General features: G+C 72.8%; 10 protein-coding genes. 8 read left to right on the top strand and 2 right to left on the bottom strand.

Going from position 1 to position 14647, the window contains the following annotated elements; all coding sequences use genetic code 11:
- Positions 1-2: 2 nt before the first annotated feature.
- The 6 genes from WT16_RS28055 to WT16_RS28030 are packed head-to-tail and all read left to right on the top strand — an operon-like array spanning position 3 to position 11526.
- A complete protein-coding gene (locus WT16_RS28055) occupies positions 3-371 on the top strand; it encodes a GPW/gp25 family protein (protein ID WP_006028787.1) in 369 nt (122 codons plus the stop codon).
- Positions 368-2902: a putative baseplate assembly protein gene (locus WT16_RS28050; RefSeq protein ID WP_015603224.1), complete on the top strand. Its 2535-nt coding sequence runs from the start codon at positions 368-370 to the stop codon at positions 2900-2902. The genes WT16_RS28055 and WT16_RS28050 overlap by 4 nt, the downstream gene beginning before the upstream one ends.
- Positions 2899-5640: a putative baseplate assembly protein gene (locus WT16_RS28045; protein ID WP_063534726.1), complete on the top strand. Its 2742-nt coding sequence runs from the start codon at positions 2899-2901 to the stop codon at positions 5638-5640. The genes WT16_RS28050 and WT16_RS28045 overlap by 4 nt, the downstream gene beginning before the upstream one ends.
- Positions 5637-7679, top strand: a complete 2043-nt coding sequence (locus tag WT16_RS28040) for a hypothetical protein (protein WP_063534725.1) — start codon at positions 5637-5639, stop codon at positions 7677-7679. The genes WT16_RS28045 and WT16_RS28040 overlap by 4 nt, the downstream gene beginning before the upstream one ends.
- Positions 7680-7692: 13 nt before the next feature.
- Positions 7693-10956 carry a DUF6519 domain-containing protein gene (locus WT16_RS28035; RefSeq protein WP_063534724.1) on the top strand — a complete coding sequence of 1088 codons (3264 nt, stop codon included), beginning with the start codon at positions 7693-7695 and terminating at the stop codon, positions 10954-10956.
- A 21-nt stretch (positions 10957-10977) separates the two neighbouring features.
- Positions 10978-11526, top strand: a complete 549-nt coding sequence (locus WT16_RS28030) for a hypothetical protein (RefSeq protein WP_063534723.1) — start codon at positions 10978-10980, stop codon at positions 11524-11526.
- A gap of 112 nt (positions 11527-11638) precedes the next feature.
- On the opposite strand, the gene WT16_RS28025 is transcribed toward WT16_RS28030, so the two are convergent.
- Both WT16_RS28025 and WT16_RS28020 read right to left on the bottom strand, forming a co-directional pair.
- On the bottom strand, positions 11639-12106 hold the full coding sequence (locus tag WT16_RS28025) for a cupin domain-containing protein (RefSeq protein WP_006028793.1): 468 nt from the start codon (positions 12104-12106) through the stop codon (positions 11639-11641).
- A 59-nt stretch (positions 12107-12165) separates the two neighbouring features.
- The gene (locus WT16_RS28020) at positions 12166-12780 is read right to left on the bottom strand and encodes an HAD family phosphatase (protein WP_063534722.1); all 615 of its coding nucleotides are present in this window, start codon (positions 12778-12780) and stop codon (positions 12166-12168) included.
- A 190-nt stretch (positions 12781-12970) separates the two neighbouring features.
- Here WT16_RS28020 and WT16_RS28015 point away from each other — a divergent pair, with 190 nt between their 5' ends.
- On the top strand, positions 12971-13675 hold the full coding sequence (locus WT16_RS28015; RefSeq protein WP_009915287.1) for an FCD domain-containing protein: 705 nt from the start codon (positions 12971-12973) through the stop codon (positions 13673-13675).
- Positions 13676-13740: 65 nt separating this feature from the next.
- Positions 13741-14637, top strand: a complete 897-nt coding sequence (gene ltnD / locus WT16_RS28010) for an L-threonate dehydrogenase (RefSeq protein ID WP_331457918.1) — start codon at positions 13741-13743, stop codon at positions 14635-14637.
- Positions 14638-14647 lie beyond the last annotated feature (10 nt).

Below are 14647 nucleotides of genomic sequence, written 5' to 3'. Positions count from 1 at the left end.
CCATGACCGATCTCGCCTTCCCGTACCGTTTCGACGCGCTCGGCCGCACCGCGGCCGCCGCGCGCGACGATCACATCCGCGACCTGATCGAGCAGGTGCTCTTCACCGCGCCCGGCGAGCGCGTGATGCGGCCGGACTTCGGCAGCGGGCTGCTCGCGCTCGTGTTCGAGCCGAACAGCACGACGCTCGCGGCGACCACGCAGATGCTCGTGCAGGCCGCGCTGCAGCAGTACCTCGCGGGGCTCGTCGCCGTGCAGTCGGTCGACGTGCTCAACGACGACGGCGCGCTGCGCGTCGAGCTCCGCTACACGGTGCTGCTCGATCGCAGCACGCACAGCGCGCGCTTCACCGCGCCGGGAGCGGCATCATGATGTTCCACTGCTGCGACGCCCGGCGCCTGGACGTGCTGCGCACGAGCGGCTCGGCGAACGCGATCGAGTTCGTCGAGGTGCTCGACCGCGCGGCGCCGCCCGGCGTGAAACGCCAGCGCACGCTGTTCGTGCGGCTGCTGCGCGCGGGCTTCACGCTCAAGCCGCAGAACCTGCGCATCGACGGCGGCGAGCGCATCCGCACCGTCGGCATCGAATGGTGCGCGCCGGCGAACGCGCTGCCGCCGCAGGCCGAGGCGGGCCTCGTCGACACCGTCGACGACCTGCCGCGCACGCTCGTCGTGCGCACCGACGGCAGCGGCGACCATTCGCGCTACACGCTGTCGATCGTCGCGAACACGGGCGCGAACGATCCGCCCGCCGGCTTCGATCCGCGGCTCGCGCGCATCGCGTTCTCGTTCAAGGTCGAATGCCGGTCGGATTTCGACTGCGCGGCGCCGCGCGCGTGCCCGCCCACGCCGCGCGCGCAGCCCGACATCGACTATCTCGCGAAGGACTACGACGGCTTGCGCCGGCTGATGCTCGACCGGCTGAGCCTGCTCGCGCCCGGCTGGACCGAGCGCTCGGCCGCGGATCTCGGCGTGATGCTCGTCGAGCTGCTCGCATACGCGGCCGACAACCTGTCGTACCGGCAGGACGCGATCGCGAACGAAGCGTATCTCGCCACGGCGCGGCGGCGCGTGTCGGTGCGCCGCCACGCGCGGCTCGTCGACTATCTGCTGCACGAGGGCTGCAATGCGCGCGCGTTCGTGCACGTCGGCGTCGTCGGCCGCGGCGTGCCGCTGCCGGCCGGCACGCCATTGCTCACGCGCGTGCCCGCGCTCGCGACCGAAGTCGCGCCCGACAGCCGCGCGCTCGCCGACGCGCTCGACGCCGGCGCGCTCGTGTTCGAGACCGCGCGCGACGCGACGCTCGACGACAGGCTGAACACGCTGCCGCTCTACACCTGGGGCGACGCCGCGTGCTGCATGACGCGCGGCGCGACGCGCGCGACGCTGCGCGGCCATCCGCCGCTGAAGGCGGGCGATTTCCTGATGTTCGAGGAAGTCGTGAGCCCGACCACGTTCGCCGCCGACGATGCGGACCGCACGCACCGCTGGATCGTGCGGCTCACGCAGGCGACGCAAACGACCGATCCGTCCGGGCGCCTGTTCGACGAGCCGCCCGTCGACGCGCCGCTCGACATCACCGAACTCGCGTGGGACGCGGCCGATGCGCTGCCGTTCCCGCTGTGCATCTCGGTGCATGAGCGGCCGGGGCTCGACGTGAGCGTCGCGCGCGGCAACGTCGTGCTCGCCGATCACGGCCGCACGATCGCCGGCGAGGCGATCGGCGCGGTGCCGGCCGACACTGCGCTCACGCTCGCGCCCGCCGCGCCCGCCGGCTGCTGCGATCGCGCGGCGCCGCAGCCCGTGCCGCCGCGCTTTCGCCCGGCGCTCGCGCAAGCGCCGCTCACGCACGGCTTCGATCTCGCCGCGATGCTCGACGTGACGATCGCGCCAAACGCCGCATGGTGGCCGGCAAGCGCGCTGCTGTCCGCGCGGCCGCGCGACGCGACGCCGCGCATCGCGCTCGTCGACGGCGCGTCGCAGCCGTGGACCGCCCAGCGCGACCTGCTCGACAGCGCGGCCACGGCGGCCGATTTCGTCGTCGAGATCGAGGACGACGCGCGCGCGCGCGTGCGCTTCGGCGACGGCGCGAACGGCAAGCGGCCCGATCCGGGCACGTCGTTGCGCGCGACGTACCGCGTCGGCAACGGCACGGCGGGCAACGTCGGCGCGGAAGCGATCGCGCACGTCGTCACGCACGCGAGCGGCGTGTTCGCCGCGCTGCGCAATCCGCTGCCGGCGGCGGGCGGCGTCGAGCCGGAGAGCATCGAGGCCGCGCGCCGCGACGCGCCGCAGGCGTTCCGCACGCAGCAGCGCGCGGTCACGCCGGCCGACTACGCGGCCGCCGCCGAGCTGCGCGCCGACGTGCCGCGCGCCGCCGCGACGCTGCGCTGGACCGGAAGCTGGCACACGGTGTTCGTCACCGCGGACCGCTCGGGCGGCAGCGACGTCGACGCGGCGTTCAGGACGCAGTTGCGCCGCCATCTGGAACGCTTCCGGATGGCCGGCTATGACCTCGACGTGAACGCGCCGATCTACGTGCCGCTCGACGTCGCGCTGCACGTCTGCGTGAATCCCGGCTATTTCCGCGCCGACGTGCTGCACGCGGTGCAGCGCGCGCTGTCGAGCGGCGTGCTCGCCGACGGCACGCTCGGCGTGTTCCATCCGGACAACTTCACGTTCGCGCAGGACGTGTACCTGAGCCGCATCGTCGCCGCCGCGCAGGCCGTCGAGGGCGTTGACGCGGTGCGGGCGGACACCTTCCAGCGCCTGATCCACCCCGATCCGACCACGCTCGACCAGGGCGTCGTCGCGATCGGCGCGCTGGAGATCGCGCAACTCGCCAACGATCCGAACTTCCCCGAGCGCGGGCGGCTCGCGATCTCTGCCGGAGGCGGCAAATGAACCCGCTCCCCCTACCCGAGCCGAAGCCGCGGGCGAGCCCGCAACCGCCCGGCAGCGAATGCTGCGGCTGTTGCGCGGGCACGGCGGCCGACACCCCGCAGGGGCTCGCGAACCGCGACGGATTGTCGGCGATCGCGTACCGGATCGGCGACCACGCGCAGTTCCGCGACAGCCTGCACGCGGCGCTGTCGCAGGCGGCGCTGCCGGCGCTGCATGCGCTGCGCACGCGCGACGACGACGACTTCACGATCGGCCTGATCGACGCGTTCGCCTGCGCGGCCGACGTGCTCACGTTCTACCAGGAGCGCATCGCGAACGAATCGTATCTGCGCACCGCGACCGAGCGCGTATCGCTGCAGGAGATGAGCAAGCTGATCGGCTACCGGCTGCGCCCCGGCGTGGCTGCCGAGACGTGGCTCGCGTTCGCGCTCGACACACCGCCCGCGCCGCCGCCGACGCTCGCGCCGGAGCCGGGCAGCTTCGTGACCGGCGTGCCGTCGCGCGTGACGCTCGACGCGGGCCTGAAGGTGCAGAGCGTGCCCGGCCCGAACGAGACGCCGCAGACGTTCGAGACGCTCGAGGCGGTCGACGCGCGCCCCGAATGGAACGCGATGCGGCCGTGGATGGCGCGGCCGAGACGGCCGAGGCGCGGCGACACGATCGCGTATCTGGCCGGCGTGCGCAACGACCTGAGGCCGGGCGACGCGGTGCTGTTCGTCGGCGACGAATTCGACCGCGATCCGGCGAGCCGCCATTGGGACTTCCGGATTCTCGACGACGTCGCGCTCGATGCGGACCACGACCGCACGCGGATCGGCTGGACGCACGGCCTGGGCGAGATGCCGGCCCACGCGCGGTTGTATGCGCTGCGCAAGCGCGCGGCGGTGTTCGGGCACAACGCGCCGATGTGGCGCAGCATGAGCGGCGACTTCCGCACCGGCTACCTGGGCGGCCGCAAGGATCGCGGCGACTGGCCGAACTTCGTGCTGTCGCCGGCGGGCGACGGGAGCGTCGATCTCGACGCCGTCGCCGCGCAGGCCGTGCCGGGCAGGACCGGCCGCTATGCGGTGCTCGCGCTCGGCGACTACCACCGCGCCGCGCCGTCGACGGGCGCGGCCGCCGGCTCCGGCGGGTGGCGCGTCACGGCCGGCGCCGCGCGCGACATCCTGCGCGCGGGCGGTGGCGGCCTCGCCGGCGCGGGTGCGATCGACCCCGCCGCCGCCGCCGCGACGGGCGCGCGCTTCTCGCGCACGGGCGCGCGGGCGCGCGGCTTCGTCGAACTGTTCGCGATCGACGCCGCCGACGACGTGTCGCGCGCCGAGTTCGCGCTGTCGGGCAAGGTCACGCGGCTCGCGCTGCGCGGCGCGAACTACGCGCGCTTCAAATGGCACGTGCGCGACACGGCCGTGTTCGTGCAGTCCGAGCCGCTCGATCCGGCCGACCATCCTGTGACGGGCGACGTCGGCGGCGCGCGCGTGCCGGTTGCCGCGAGCGCCGACGGCCTGCTGCCCGGCCGCCGGCTCGTCGTGCTCGGCACGCGCGTGCGCGACGGCGCGAAAGTCGTCGTGCACGCGACGCTCGTCGCCGCGCACCGGATCGACGGCGCGCGCTGCATCCTGGAAATCGCGCCGCCGCTCGCCGATGCGCTCGCGCGCGACAGCGTCGTCGTGCACGGCAACGTCGCGCTCGCGTCGCACGGCGAGACGGTCGCGCAGGTGCTGGGCGCGGGCGACGCGTCGCAGGCGTTCCAGCGGTTCGAGCTGAAGCAGGCCCCGCTCACCTATCGCGCGGCGGCCAACGAGATCGGCGCGGCGGCCGCGCTCGCCGTGCGGATCGGCGATGTCGCGTGGCACGAGCGCGCGACGCTGTTCGGCGCGGGCGCGGCCGAGCGCGCCTATGCGCTGAACACCGACGAGCAGGGCCGCACGTTCGTCGCGTTCGGCGACGGCCTGCGCGGCGCGCGGCTGCCGAGCGGCGTGAACAACGTGCGGGCGAGCTACCGCAAGGGCCTCGGCGCGGCGGGCAACGTCCGCGCCGACACGCTCACGCAACTGATGAGCCGCCCGCTCGGCGTGAGGAGCGTCGGCAATCCGCGCGCGGCCGAAGGCGGCACCGATCCCGAGAGCGCGGACGCCGCGCGGCGCAACATGCCGCTCGCGACGCGCACGCTCGGCCGCGCGGTGTCGCTCGTCGACTACGAGGATTACGCGCGCGCGTTCAGCGGCGTCGCGAAGGCGCAGGCGCGCGTGCTGCCGCTGCCGCACGGCGCGACGATCGCGATCACGATCGCGGGCCCCGACGGCGCGGCGCTGTCGCCGTCGAGCACCGTCTGGCGCCACCTGCTCGCGGCGCTCGTGGCGAGCGGCGATCCGCACGTGAGCGTGCGGCTGCTCGGCGCGGCGCTCGTCACGTTCAGGCTCGGCCTCGCGATCAAGCGCGATCCGGATTACGACGCGCCGCAAGTGCTCGCCGCCGTCGAAGCGGCGTTGCGCGCGGCGTGCTCGTTCGATGCGCGCGAGCTCGCGCAGCCGGTGCAGCTCTCCGGGCTGATCGCCGTCGCGCAACGCGTGCCCGGCGTCGTCGCGGTCGACGTCACGCGGCTCTATCGCGGCGCGGCGCCCGCGAAGCAGACGCGGCTGCTCGCCGCGACGGCGCGCGTGCAGGACGGCATCGCGCTGCCCGCCGAACTGCTGACGCTCGACCCCGCCCCGTTCGACCAACTGGAGGTGATGCCGTGAGTCTCACCGCCGAGCGCCTGTATGCGCTGCTGCCCGCCGTCTACCGGCTGCGCGACGAAACCCGCGGCAAGCCGCTGTACGCGCTGCTCGCCGCGTTCGCGCACGAATTCGCCGCGCTGGAGGAGAACCTCGACCAGCTCTACGACGACCAGTTCATCGAGACCTGCGCCGACTGGGTCGCGCCGTACATCGGCGACATCGTCGGCTATCGGCCGCTGCACGGCGTCGCGCCGCGCATCGCGTCGCCGCGCGCCGAGGTCGCGAACACGATCCGGATGCGCCGCCGCAAGGGCACGGCGCTCGCGCTCGAAACGCTCGCGCGCGACGTCACCGCTTGGCCCGCGCACGCGCTCGAATGCTTCGAGCGGCTCGCGACGTCGCAGTACATGAAGCACGTGCGGCTCGACGCGCCCGCGACGCCGCCCGTGCGCGACCCCGGCCGGATGCTGCGGCGGGACACCGCGTTCGACGCGGTCGCGCATCTCGCCGAGATGCGCCGCCCCGAGAGCGGCGCGGGCCGCTACAACATTCCGAACGTCGCGCTCTTCCTGTGGCGGCTGGAACCGCTGCCGCTCACCGCGGTGCCGCTGACGCCGCATCCGGGCGACGCGTCGAAGCGCAAGTTCCGCGTGAATCCGCTCGGCGCCGATCTGCGCCTGTTCCGTCAGGCGCGCACGGAAGCGGACACCGATCGTCTCGCCGGGCCGCTCGACGTGCCCGACGCGCTGCGCGTGCGCGCGCTCGCGCTCGCCGAGCGCGCGGGCCGGCTCGACGATTACGGCGCCGGCCGCAGCCTGCTGCTGTCGAAGCCGGACGGCACGCCGGTGCCGGTCGCCGCGATCCGCATCGCCGACCTGCGCGACATCGTCGACAGCGGCGGCAACGTGACCGGCTGGAACCACGAGGCATCGCTCGCCGCGGGCACGATCGGCATCGATCCGGAGCGCGGCCGCGTGCTGCTCGGCAGCGCGGGCGACGGGCCGCTCGCCGCGACGTTCCGCTACGCGCAGGCGCGCGAGATCGGCGGCGGCGAATACGCGCGCGCGCCCGACGGCGGCGATCTCGCGGCCCAGCGCACGGCCAGCGGCGGCGCGGCGCTGCAGCCGCGGCTCGACGCGATCTCGGCGGGCGGCAGGCTGCTCGTCGAAGACAGCCTCACTTACGCGCAAACGCCCGCGTTCAAGGTCGATCCGGCGCTCGCCGCGGGCGCGCCGGGCCATCAGGTCGTCGTCGCCGCGAAGAGCGGCGCGCGGCCGCTCTTGGCTGCGAGCGGCGACATCGCGCTCGCGATCGGCGCGCGCGGGCGGCTCGTGCTCGACGGGCTCGTGATCAGCGGCGGCGCGCTGCATCTCGCGGCCGCGCCCGACGACGAGCCGCGCGAGCTCGTGCTGCGCGACTGCACGCTCGTGCCGGGCCTCGCGCTCGCGCCCGACGGCCGCGCCGCGTCGCCGGGCGCGCCGAGCCTCGTCGTCGAGCATCCGTTCGCGACGGTGACGCTCGAGCGCTGCATCGTCGGCGCGCTGCGGATCGTGGCCGGCGCGCAGGCGACGATCACCGACAGCATCGTCGACGCGGGCGCCGCGACGCACGCCGCGTACGCGGCCGACGCCGCCGGCCAGCCGGGCGGCGAGCTGCGGATCACCGACAGCACCGTGCTCGGCACGCTGCACGCGCGGCTGCTGTCGCTCGCGTCGAACTGCCTGTTCGCGGGCCGCGTCGACGCCGAGCGCCGGCAGGAAGGCTGCGTGCGCTTCAGCTACGTGCCGCGCGGCTCGATCGCGCCGCGCCGCTACCGCTGCGTGCCCGACGACGCGCATCCGGACGCGCTGCCGCATTTCGCGTCGCTGCGCTACGGCGAGCCCGCCTACATGCAGTTGCGCCGCGCGACCGATCGCGCGATCCGCGAAGGCGCGGACGACGGCGGTGAAATGGGCGCGCTGCATGCGCTGTTCCAGCCGCAGCGCGAGACGAATCTGCGGCTCCGGCTCGACGAATACCTGCGTTTCGGGCTGCATGCAGGCCTCTTTTATGTGACTTGATGCGGAGAACACCATGGGAGCCGACTTCTCCAGAGTGCGTCAGAACCCGCTCTTCGACTACGCCGGCGTCGAGCTGAAGCAAGGCGGCGTGCTGCTCGACGCGGACGCGAACGAGCTCGTCGCGATCGTCGACCGCCGGCTGCGCGCGCTCGCGTCCGACACGCTCGGCCGCGCGAGCGTGTCGTCGACGACGCCGGACGCGTTCAGGATCACCGTGCTCGCCGGCGCGCTGCAGATCGGCCGGGGCCGGCTCTACGTCGACGGGCTGCTCGCCGAGAACCACGGCGCGGCGAGCGCCGATCCGGCGAAGCGCGCGTACGACGACCTGATGGCCGAGCCGGCGTTCGCCGATCCGCTCGCGTACGGCGCGCAGCCGTACCTGCCCGGCCCGCCCGCGCTGCCGGCGGCGGGCCGGCATCTCGTCTATCTCGACGTATGGAACCGCGAGCTCACGCATCTCGAGCAGCCGGACCTCGTCGAGCCCGCGGTCGGCGTCGAGAGCAGCTCGCGCGTGCAGACGGTGTGGCAGGTGCGCGTGCTCGCCGACGACGCGGGCGCGGCCACGACCTGCGGCACCGCCGACGCCGACGTGCCCGGCTGGGCCGCGACGATCGCGCCGTCGACGGGCGTGCTGAGCACGGACACCTTCGACGTCGCGCCGAGCGACGATCCGTGCGAGCTGCCGCCGACGGGCGGCTACCGCGGGCTCGAGAACCAGCTCTATCGCGTCGAGATCCACGCCCCCGGCCTGCCCGGCGCGGGCGCGACGTTCAAGTGGTCGCGCGAGAACGCGAGCGTCGGCAGCCGCGTCGCGAGCGTCGTGTCGGGCACCGAGCTGGAGCTCGCGACGCTCGGCCGCGACGACGTGCTGCGCGTGAACACCGGCGACTGGGTCGAGATCGTTGACGACGTGCGCGAGTTCTCGCAAGCGGCCGGCGAATTGCGGCGCGTCACGGTGGACGACGCGTCGCAGCGGATCACGTTCGCGCCCGCGCTGCCCGCCGCGATGCTGCCCGCGAACTTCCCGGACAGCGCGTTCCCCGCCGCACGCAACCTGCGCGTGCGCCGCTGGGACCAGAAAGGCCTCGTGTTCCGCACCGATCCGAGCGGCAAGCCGGTGCAGGTGCAGGACCTCGACGCGGCCGGCTCGACGGGCGCGATCAAGGTGCCGGCGGCCGGCACGTCGCTGCTGCTCGAAAACGGCGTCACCGTCGCGTTCGACTCCACCGGCGCGGCGGGCCTCAAGGCGGGCGACTACTGGGTGTTCGCCGCGCGCACGGCCGACGCGTCGGTCGAACGCCTCGATCGCGCGACGCCGCGCGGCGTCCATCATCATTTCGCGCGGCTCGGCATCTGGGATGCCGGCGCGGGCACCGTCACCGACTGCCGCCATCCGTGGCCGCCGCAAGGCGGCGGACAGGGCTGCGGCTGCACGCAGTGCGTGAGCCCGGAATCGCACGCGAGCGGCCAGTTGACGATCCAGGCCGCCGTCGACAAGGTGCGCGACACGGGCGGCACCGTCTGCCTGCACGCGGGCCAGTACGCGCTGAAGGAGCCCGTGCGGATCAGCGGCGCGCGCTCGATCCGCATCGCGGGACAGGGGCCGGCGACGACGATCGCCGCGCCCGGCACCGCGTTCGTCATCGAGCGCAGCGCAGCGATCGCGCTCAGCGCGCTCACGGTGTTCTCGCTCGGCCGCGCGTCGGCGATCAGCGTGCGCACGGCGTTCGGCCTCGCGCTGCGCGAGCTCGCGGTGGCCGTGTTCGGCAACAGCGACTTCCACGGCGCGGCCGTCGCGCTGAGCGGCGCGGTGCTCGACGCGAGCATCGAGAACAGCCTGCTGCTCGCGACCGACGGCGTGCGCGCGCTCGACGACGCCGACGAGCAGGCTCCGAAAATGCTGCTCGCGGCCGCGCTGCGCATCTGCGATAACGTGTTCCTGTGCAGCGGCGCGGCGGTCCGGCTCGACGGCGCCGTCGCGCATGCGTATGACACCTGCGTCGCGGGCAACCACGTGATCGGCACGCGCGACGCCGGGCTCTCCACGCTCGGCTCCGCGCTTCCGGGCGCGAGCGTGCGGATGACCGGCAACCACGTCGACGCGCGCGGCCCCGGCATCCGCTGCGCGCTCGGCGGCGCGTGGATCGCCGACAACCGGCTGCACGCGACGCCCGACGCGAACCGCGCGCTCGCGGGCGCGGGCATCGCGCTGACGGCGGGCGCCGACGAGAGCGGGCTCGATGCCGCGCACGTGCTCGCCAACCAGATCGACGGCTTCCCGGACGCGGGCGTATCCGTCGACGCGCCGGTGCGAAACCTGCTCGTCAAGCTCAACGTCGTCGAGCAATGCGGCAACGGCATCGTGATGACGGGCGCCGCCAGCGCCGCCGCGGTGTCGATCGAGAACAACCAGTTGCGCGACATCGGCGGGCGCGCCGATGCGACCGCCGCCGCCGGCGCCGCGGCCGCCACGGTTGCTGCGGGCGCCGCGACGACGATCGGCATCGGCGTCACGCGCGCCGCAGCCGCGACGGTGGCCGGCAACACGCTGCGCAGGATCGGGCTCGACGCGACGGCCGCGCCGCTGATCGCCGGCATCGTCACGTACTCGGTGCAGCGGCCGCGCATCGGCGGCAACGAAATCGTCGAAGTCGGGCCGCTCGAGAACTTCGGCGGCACGGCGGCGGGCATCTCGATTCGCGCGCCGTACAGCCAGGCCGAGGTGCACCACAACCACGTCGAGCGCGACGCGCAGTTCAACGACACACGCAGCGACACCGCGTGGTTCGCGCTCAGCATCGACGAACCGCAGCTCGACGGCAACGACGCGCTGTCGCGCCTCGCGCGCTTCACCGCGCTGCGCGTGGACGCGCGGCGCACGCTGGTGCTCTCGGGCGACCAGGCGTTCGTGAGCGCGGTGAACGCGGGCACGGCCGTCGATCCGGCCACGGGCGCGGCCGTGGCGGCGCCGGGCGCGAGCGCGTCGGTGCTCGGCAACGTGTTCGTCGCGCGCGGGCGCACGCCCGCCGTCGACGTGACCGCGAGCGGCGACGTGCTGTTCGGCGAGAACCGCTGCGAGCTGCGCGCGAGCGCCGGCAGCGCGGTGCGGCTGAGCGCGCCGGCGGCGATCGTCAACGCGAACCGCGTAAGCGGCGGACAGGAGTCGATCAGCGTGCCGAACCCGAAGGCGCTCGTCACCGCGATCGGCAACATCACGACGCGGAACATCGCCGCGCCGCTGCGGCCCGAGATGGGGCCGCTCAATCTCATCGGCTGACGGCCACGGGAGCCCGACATCATGCGCGTCATCGTCATCCAGCAGGACACTGACCTGAAGGCCGTCGCCGCGCAGCTCGGCGGCGCGCAGACCGCGAGCGCGTCGGCGCTCGAGCGCCTGAAGGCGCTCAATCCGCACGTGGACGTCGGCAGCATTCGGCCCGGCACCGCGCTGCTCGTGCCGGATGCGCCCGGCTTGGCCGGCGCGGCGGGGGCAGCCGGCGCGGTGGGCGGCGCGGCCGGCCCGAGCGCGGATGCGCAGCCGATTTCCGGCAACACGTTCGAGACGTTCGCGGCCGGAATCGACGCGGGGTTTCGGGCCGTCGCGCAGCGCGTGCGCGGCGCGTCCGACACGCTCGCGGCCGATCAGGCCGCGATCGCCGACGCGCTCGGCACGAACGTCGCGAAACGAATGCTCGACGGCGATCCGCTGCTGAAGAAACAGGTCGATGAAACGAACGCAGCGGCCGCCGCGCGGCAGAAGACGCTTCAGGAGGCGCTCGCGCAGGTGGAAGCGATGCAGAAGCTGGCGAGCGACGAGATTGCGGCGTTGGGGAAGATCGTGCGGTAGCGGGGGGCTTGAAGCAGATCGGGTGCGCTAAAAGGGTTGGCGACTTCTCTTACGAGACCGGGTCGATCGGATTTCCGGTGCCCCTCTGAGCCTGTCAGATTTAACGAGATGGTCACGCTGCTCCCCCCTCCAAATCCACATACCCTTCCATCTCCCCCGCCACGAAAAGCCGCTTCCCGAGCCGCGGATACTCACAGACATCATGCTCCAACCGCTGCCCCGCGGCGATGAACACGAGCGGCACATCCCCCGAGTTCTTCAACACATGCGCCGGCCCGCGCCGCGCAAACCCCAGAAAATCCCCCGGCCCGACCGGATAAGTCCGCTCCCCGAGCGTCGCCTCCCCATACCCGGACAGGATGTACAAGCATTCCTCTTCATAAAGATGCCGATGGCACTCGGACGACTCATGCCCCGGCATCAGCGTGATGATAAGAAACCCGAACTGCGTGATTCCGGTCTTGTCGCTGAGCGGCTTCTTCAGGCGGACCGCATTCCCGTTCAGCACGTGAACCGAGCGCACCTCTTCCATCGCCTCGATATCGGCTGCCTTCAGCAATTCCGGAGGGATGTTCGACATGATTGATCTCGCTCCAATGGGAATAAATATGATTTGAGTTTAAACAATCCAAAAACCATCTAAATCAGCCGCCGCCGCGCCAACTCGTCGGCCAATGCGTCCGCGCCCACGAACTTGCACCCCAGCAGCCCCGCTCTCACCGCGCCCTCGACGTTCGCATCGGCGTCATCGATGAAGAGCGTCTCGTCCGCCGCCGCGCCGAGCCACCCGACGCAGCCGAGATAAGCCTGCGCATCCGGCTTCGCCGCGCCGAACGTCGCCGACGGATAAACGTCCGCGCCGAACACGCGCGCAACAGGCGGATTCAGATAATCGATGTAATCGGTGACAAGCCTGCAGTTGTTCGTCAGCACCGCGATCCGGCTGTGCTGCGCAACGCGCTCGGCCAGCGCGACGACGTCCAGGTTCGGCGTGATCGACGCCCTGCGCGCGATCAGCCAGTCGTCGCGGCTCACCGGCGCGCCGAGCAGTTCGGCCAGCTCGCTCAGGTATTGGTCGACGCCGATGAGCCCCGCGTCGGCGCGCGCTTCGAGGCCCGATTCCCAGATCGCGTGGCGCACCGCGCCGGGCGGCCGCCCCGTCAGGTCGGCGAGGCGCGCGGTGCGGGCGGCGCGGTCGTAAGTCGACAGCACGCCCTCCATGTCGAACAGCACCAGCTTGATCGGCGGCGTCATGCAGTCGGCCTCGCGTGAAGCGCCCGGCAAGCGCCGGACCGCCAGCGGGCGGCCCGTTCCGGGCGGCGGAAAACTTCTATTCTGGCTGCCCTCAAGCCGTTTCGCCAAAGCCCGCCCTCAAGGGTTATCCCGGATGCTCACCTCGAATCCAAGTTGTATGATGACCACATCACATGACAAAACTTCCGCCATGTTCGAAAAAATCCCGACCCGGGCGATGAGCGACACGGTCGCCCAGCAGCTTCTGAAGCAGATCGAGATCGGCAGCTTCGCCGCCACCGGCAAGCTGCCGACCGAAGCGGTGCTCGCGCAGGAGTTCGGCGTGAGCCGCACGGTGATCCGCGAGGCGATCTCGCGCCTGAAGAACGAGGGCGTCGTCGAGCCGCGCCAGGGCAGCGGCGTCTACATCGCGCGGCACGCGGCGATCCGGCCGCTGCGGATCGATTACGCGGAGGCGGTCGAGGCGAGCTCGCTGCCGCATCTGCTCGCGGTGCGCCGCGCGATCGAGGCCGAAGTGGCCGCCGAAGCCGCGCTCTGCCATACCGACGAGGACATGGAGGACATCGACGCCGCGCTCGCGAAAATCGACGGCGCGGTGGCCGAAGGCCGCGACGGCGTCGCGGAGGACGTCGCGTTCCACCGGACGATCGCGAGCGTCACCGGCAATCCGTATTTCCTGAAGACGCTGAGCTTCCTGAACCAGTACCTCGAAGCGGGCGTGAAGGTCACGCGCGGCAACGAGGCGACCCGCGAGGACTTCTCGCGGCAGGTGCGCGAGGAGCACGCGGCGATCGCCGACGCGATCCGCGCGCGCGACCCGTCCGCGGCCCGCAACGCGGCCCGCGCGCACATGTACAACGCGGCGCGCCGTCTCGAGCAAGCCGGCATTTGCTGATCCGCGATCCGCGCGCGCCCGCACGGCGCGCGCGGATCGCCTCCCGAACGAATCGACGAGAAGGTTTGACCATGTCACGAAAGGTTGGAGTCATCGGGCTGGGCGCGATGGGCCTGGGTGTCGCGCGCTCGCTGCTGCGCGCGGGCTTTCGCGTGCACGCATGCGACGTGCGCGAGAACGTGCTCGCCGCATTCGCCGCCGAAGGCGGCGTGCGCTGCGCGACGCCCGCCGGGCTCGGCGCGCAGTGCGACGTCGTGATCACGCTCGTCGTCAACGCGGAGCAGACCGATGCGGTGCTGTTCGGCGAGCAAGGCGCCGCGGCCGCGATGCCGCGCGGCGGCGTCGTGATCTCGAGCGCGACGGTCGCGCCGGAGTTCGCGGCCCGGCTCGGCGCGCGGCTCGCGGCGGCCGGCCTGCTGATGCTCGATGCGCCCGTGTCGGGCGGCGCCGCGCGCGCGGCGTCGGGCGAGATGACGATGATGACGTCGGGCCCCGCCGCCGCATACGCGGCGTGCGACGACGTGCTCGCCGCGATCGCGGGCAAGGTCTACCGGCTCGGCGACGCGCACGGCGCGGGCTCGAAGGTGAAGATCATCAATCAGTTGCTGGCCGGCGTGCACATCGCGGCCGCCGCCGAGGCGATGGCGCTCGGCCTGCGCGAAGGCGTCGATCCCGACGCGCTGTACGACGTGATCACGCACAGCGCCGGCAATTCGTGGATGTTCGAGAACCGCGTGCCGCACATCCTGAACGGCGACTACACGCCGCTGTCGGCCGTCGACATCTTCGTGAAGGATCTCGGCCTCGTGCTCGACACCGCGCGCCGCAGCAAATTCCCGCTGCCGCTGTCGGCGGCCGCGCACCAGATGTTCATGAGCGCGTCGAGCGCGGGCCACGGCGGCGAGGACGACTCGGCCGTCATCCGGACCTTCCCCGGCATCACGCTGCCGGCGCGCCGCTGATTCACCGGAG

Origin of the sequence: Burkholderia sp. MSMB1589WGS, assembly GCF_001636105.1 — a bacterium.
Lineage (GTDB): Bacteria > Pseudomonadota > Gammaproteobacteria > Burkholderiales > Burkholderiaceae > Burkholderia > Burkholderia humptydooensis.
The sequence above is the reverse complement of the archived record's forward strand: the minus strand, read 5'-3'. Positions and strand labels throughout refer to the sequence as shown.

What these genes read in the sequence shown, in the direction of transcription:
- WT16_RS28055 (WP_006028787.1), top strand. Translation starts at nt 3, where the DNA reads ATGACCGATCTCGCCTTCCCGTACCGTTTCGACGCGCTCGGCCGCACC.
- WT16_RS28050 (WP_015603224.1), top strand. Translation starts at nt 368, where the DNA reads ATGATGTTCCACTGCTGCGACGCCCGGCGCCTGGACGTGCTGCGCACG.
- WT16_RS28045 (WP_063534726.1), top strand. Translation starts at nt 2,899, where the DNA reads ATGAACCCGCTCCCCCTACCCGAGCCGAAGCCGCGGGCGAGCCCGCAA.
- WT16_RS28035 (WP_063534724.1), top strand. Translation starts at nt 7,693, where the DNA reads ATGGGAGCCGACTTCTCCAGAGTGCGTCAGAACCCGCTCTTCGACTAC.
- WT16_RS28030 (WP_063534723.1), top strand. Translation starts at nt 10,978, where the DNA reads ATGCGCGTCATCGTCATCCAGCAGGACACTGACCTGAAGGCCGTCGCC.
- WT16_RS28025 (WP_006028793.1), bottom strand. Translation starts at nt 12,106, where the DNA reads ATGTCGAACATCCCTCCGGAATTGCTGAAGGCAGCCGATATCGAGGCG.
- WT16_RS28020 (WP_063534722.1), bottom strand. Translation starts at nt 12,780, where the DNA reads ATGACGCCGCCGATCAAGCTGGTGCTGTTCGACATGGAGGGCGTGCTG.
- WT16_RS28015 (WP_009915287.1), top strand. Translation starts at nt 12,971, where the DNA reads ATGTTCGAAAAAATCCCGACCCGGGCGATGAGCGACACGGTCGCCCAG.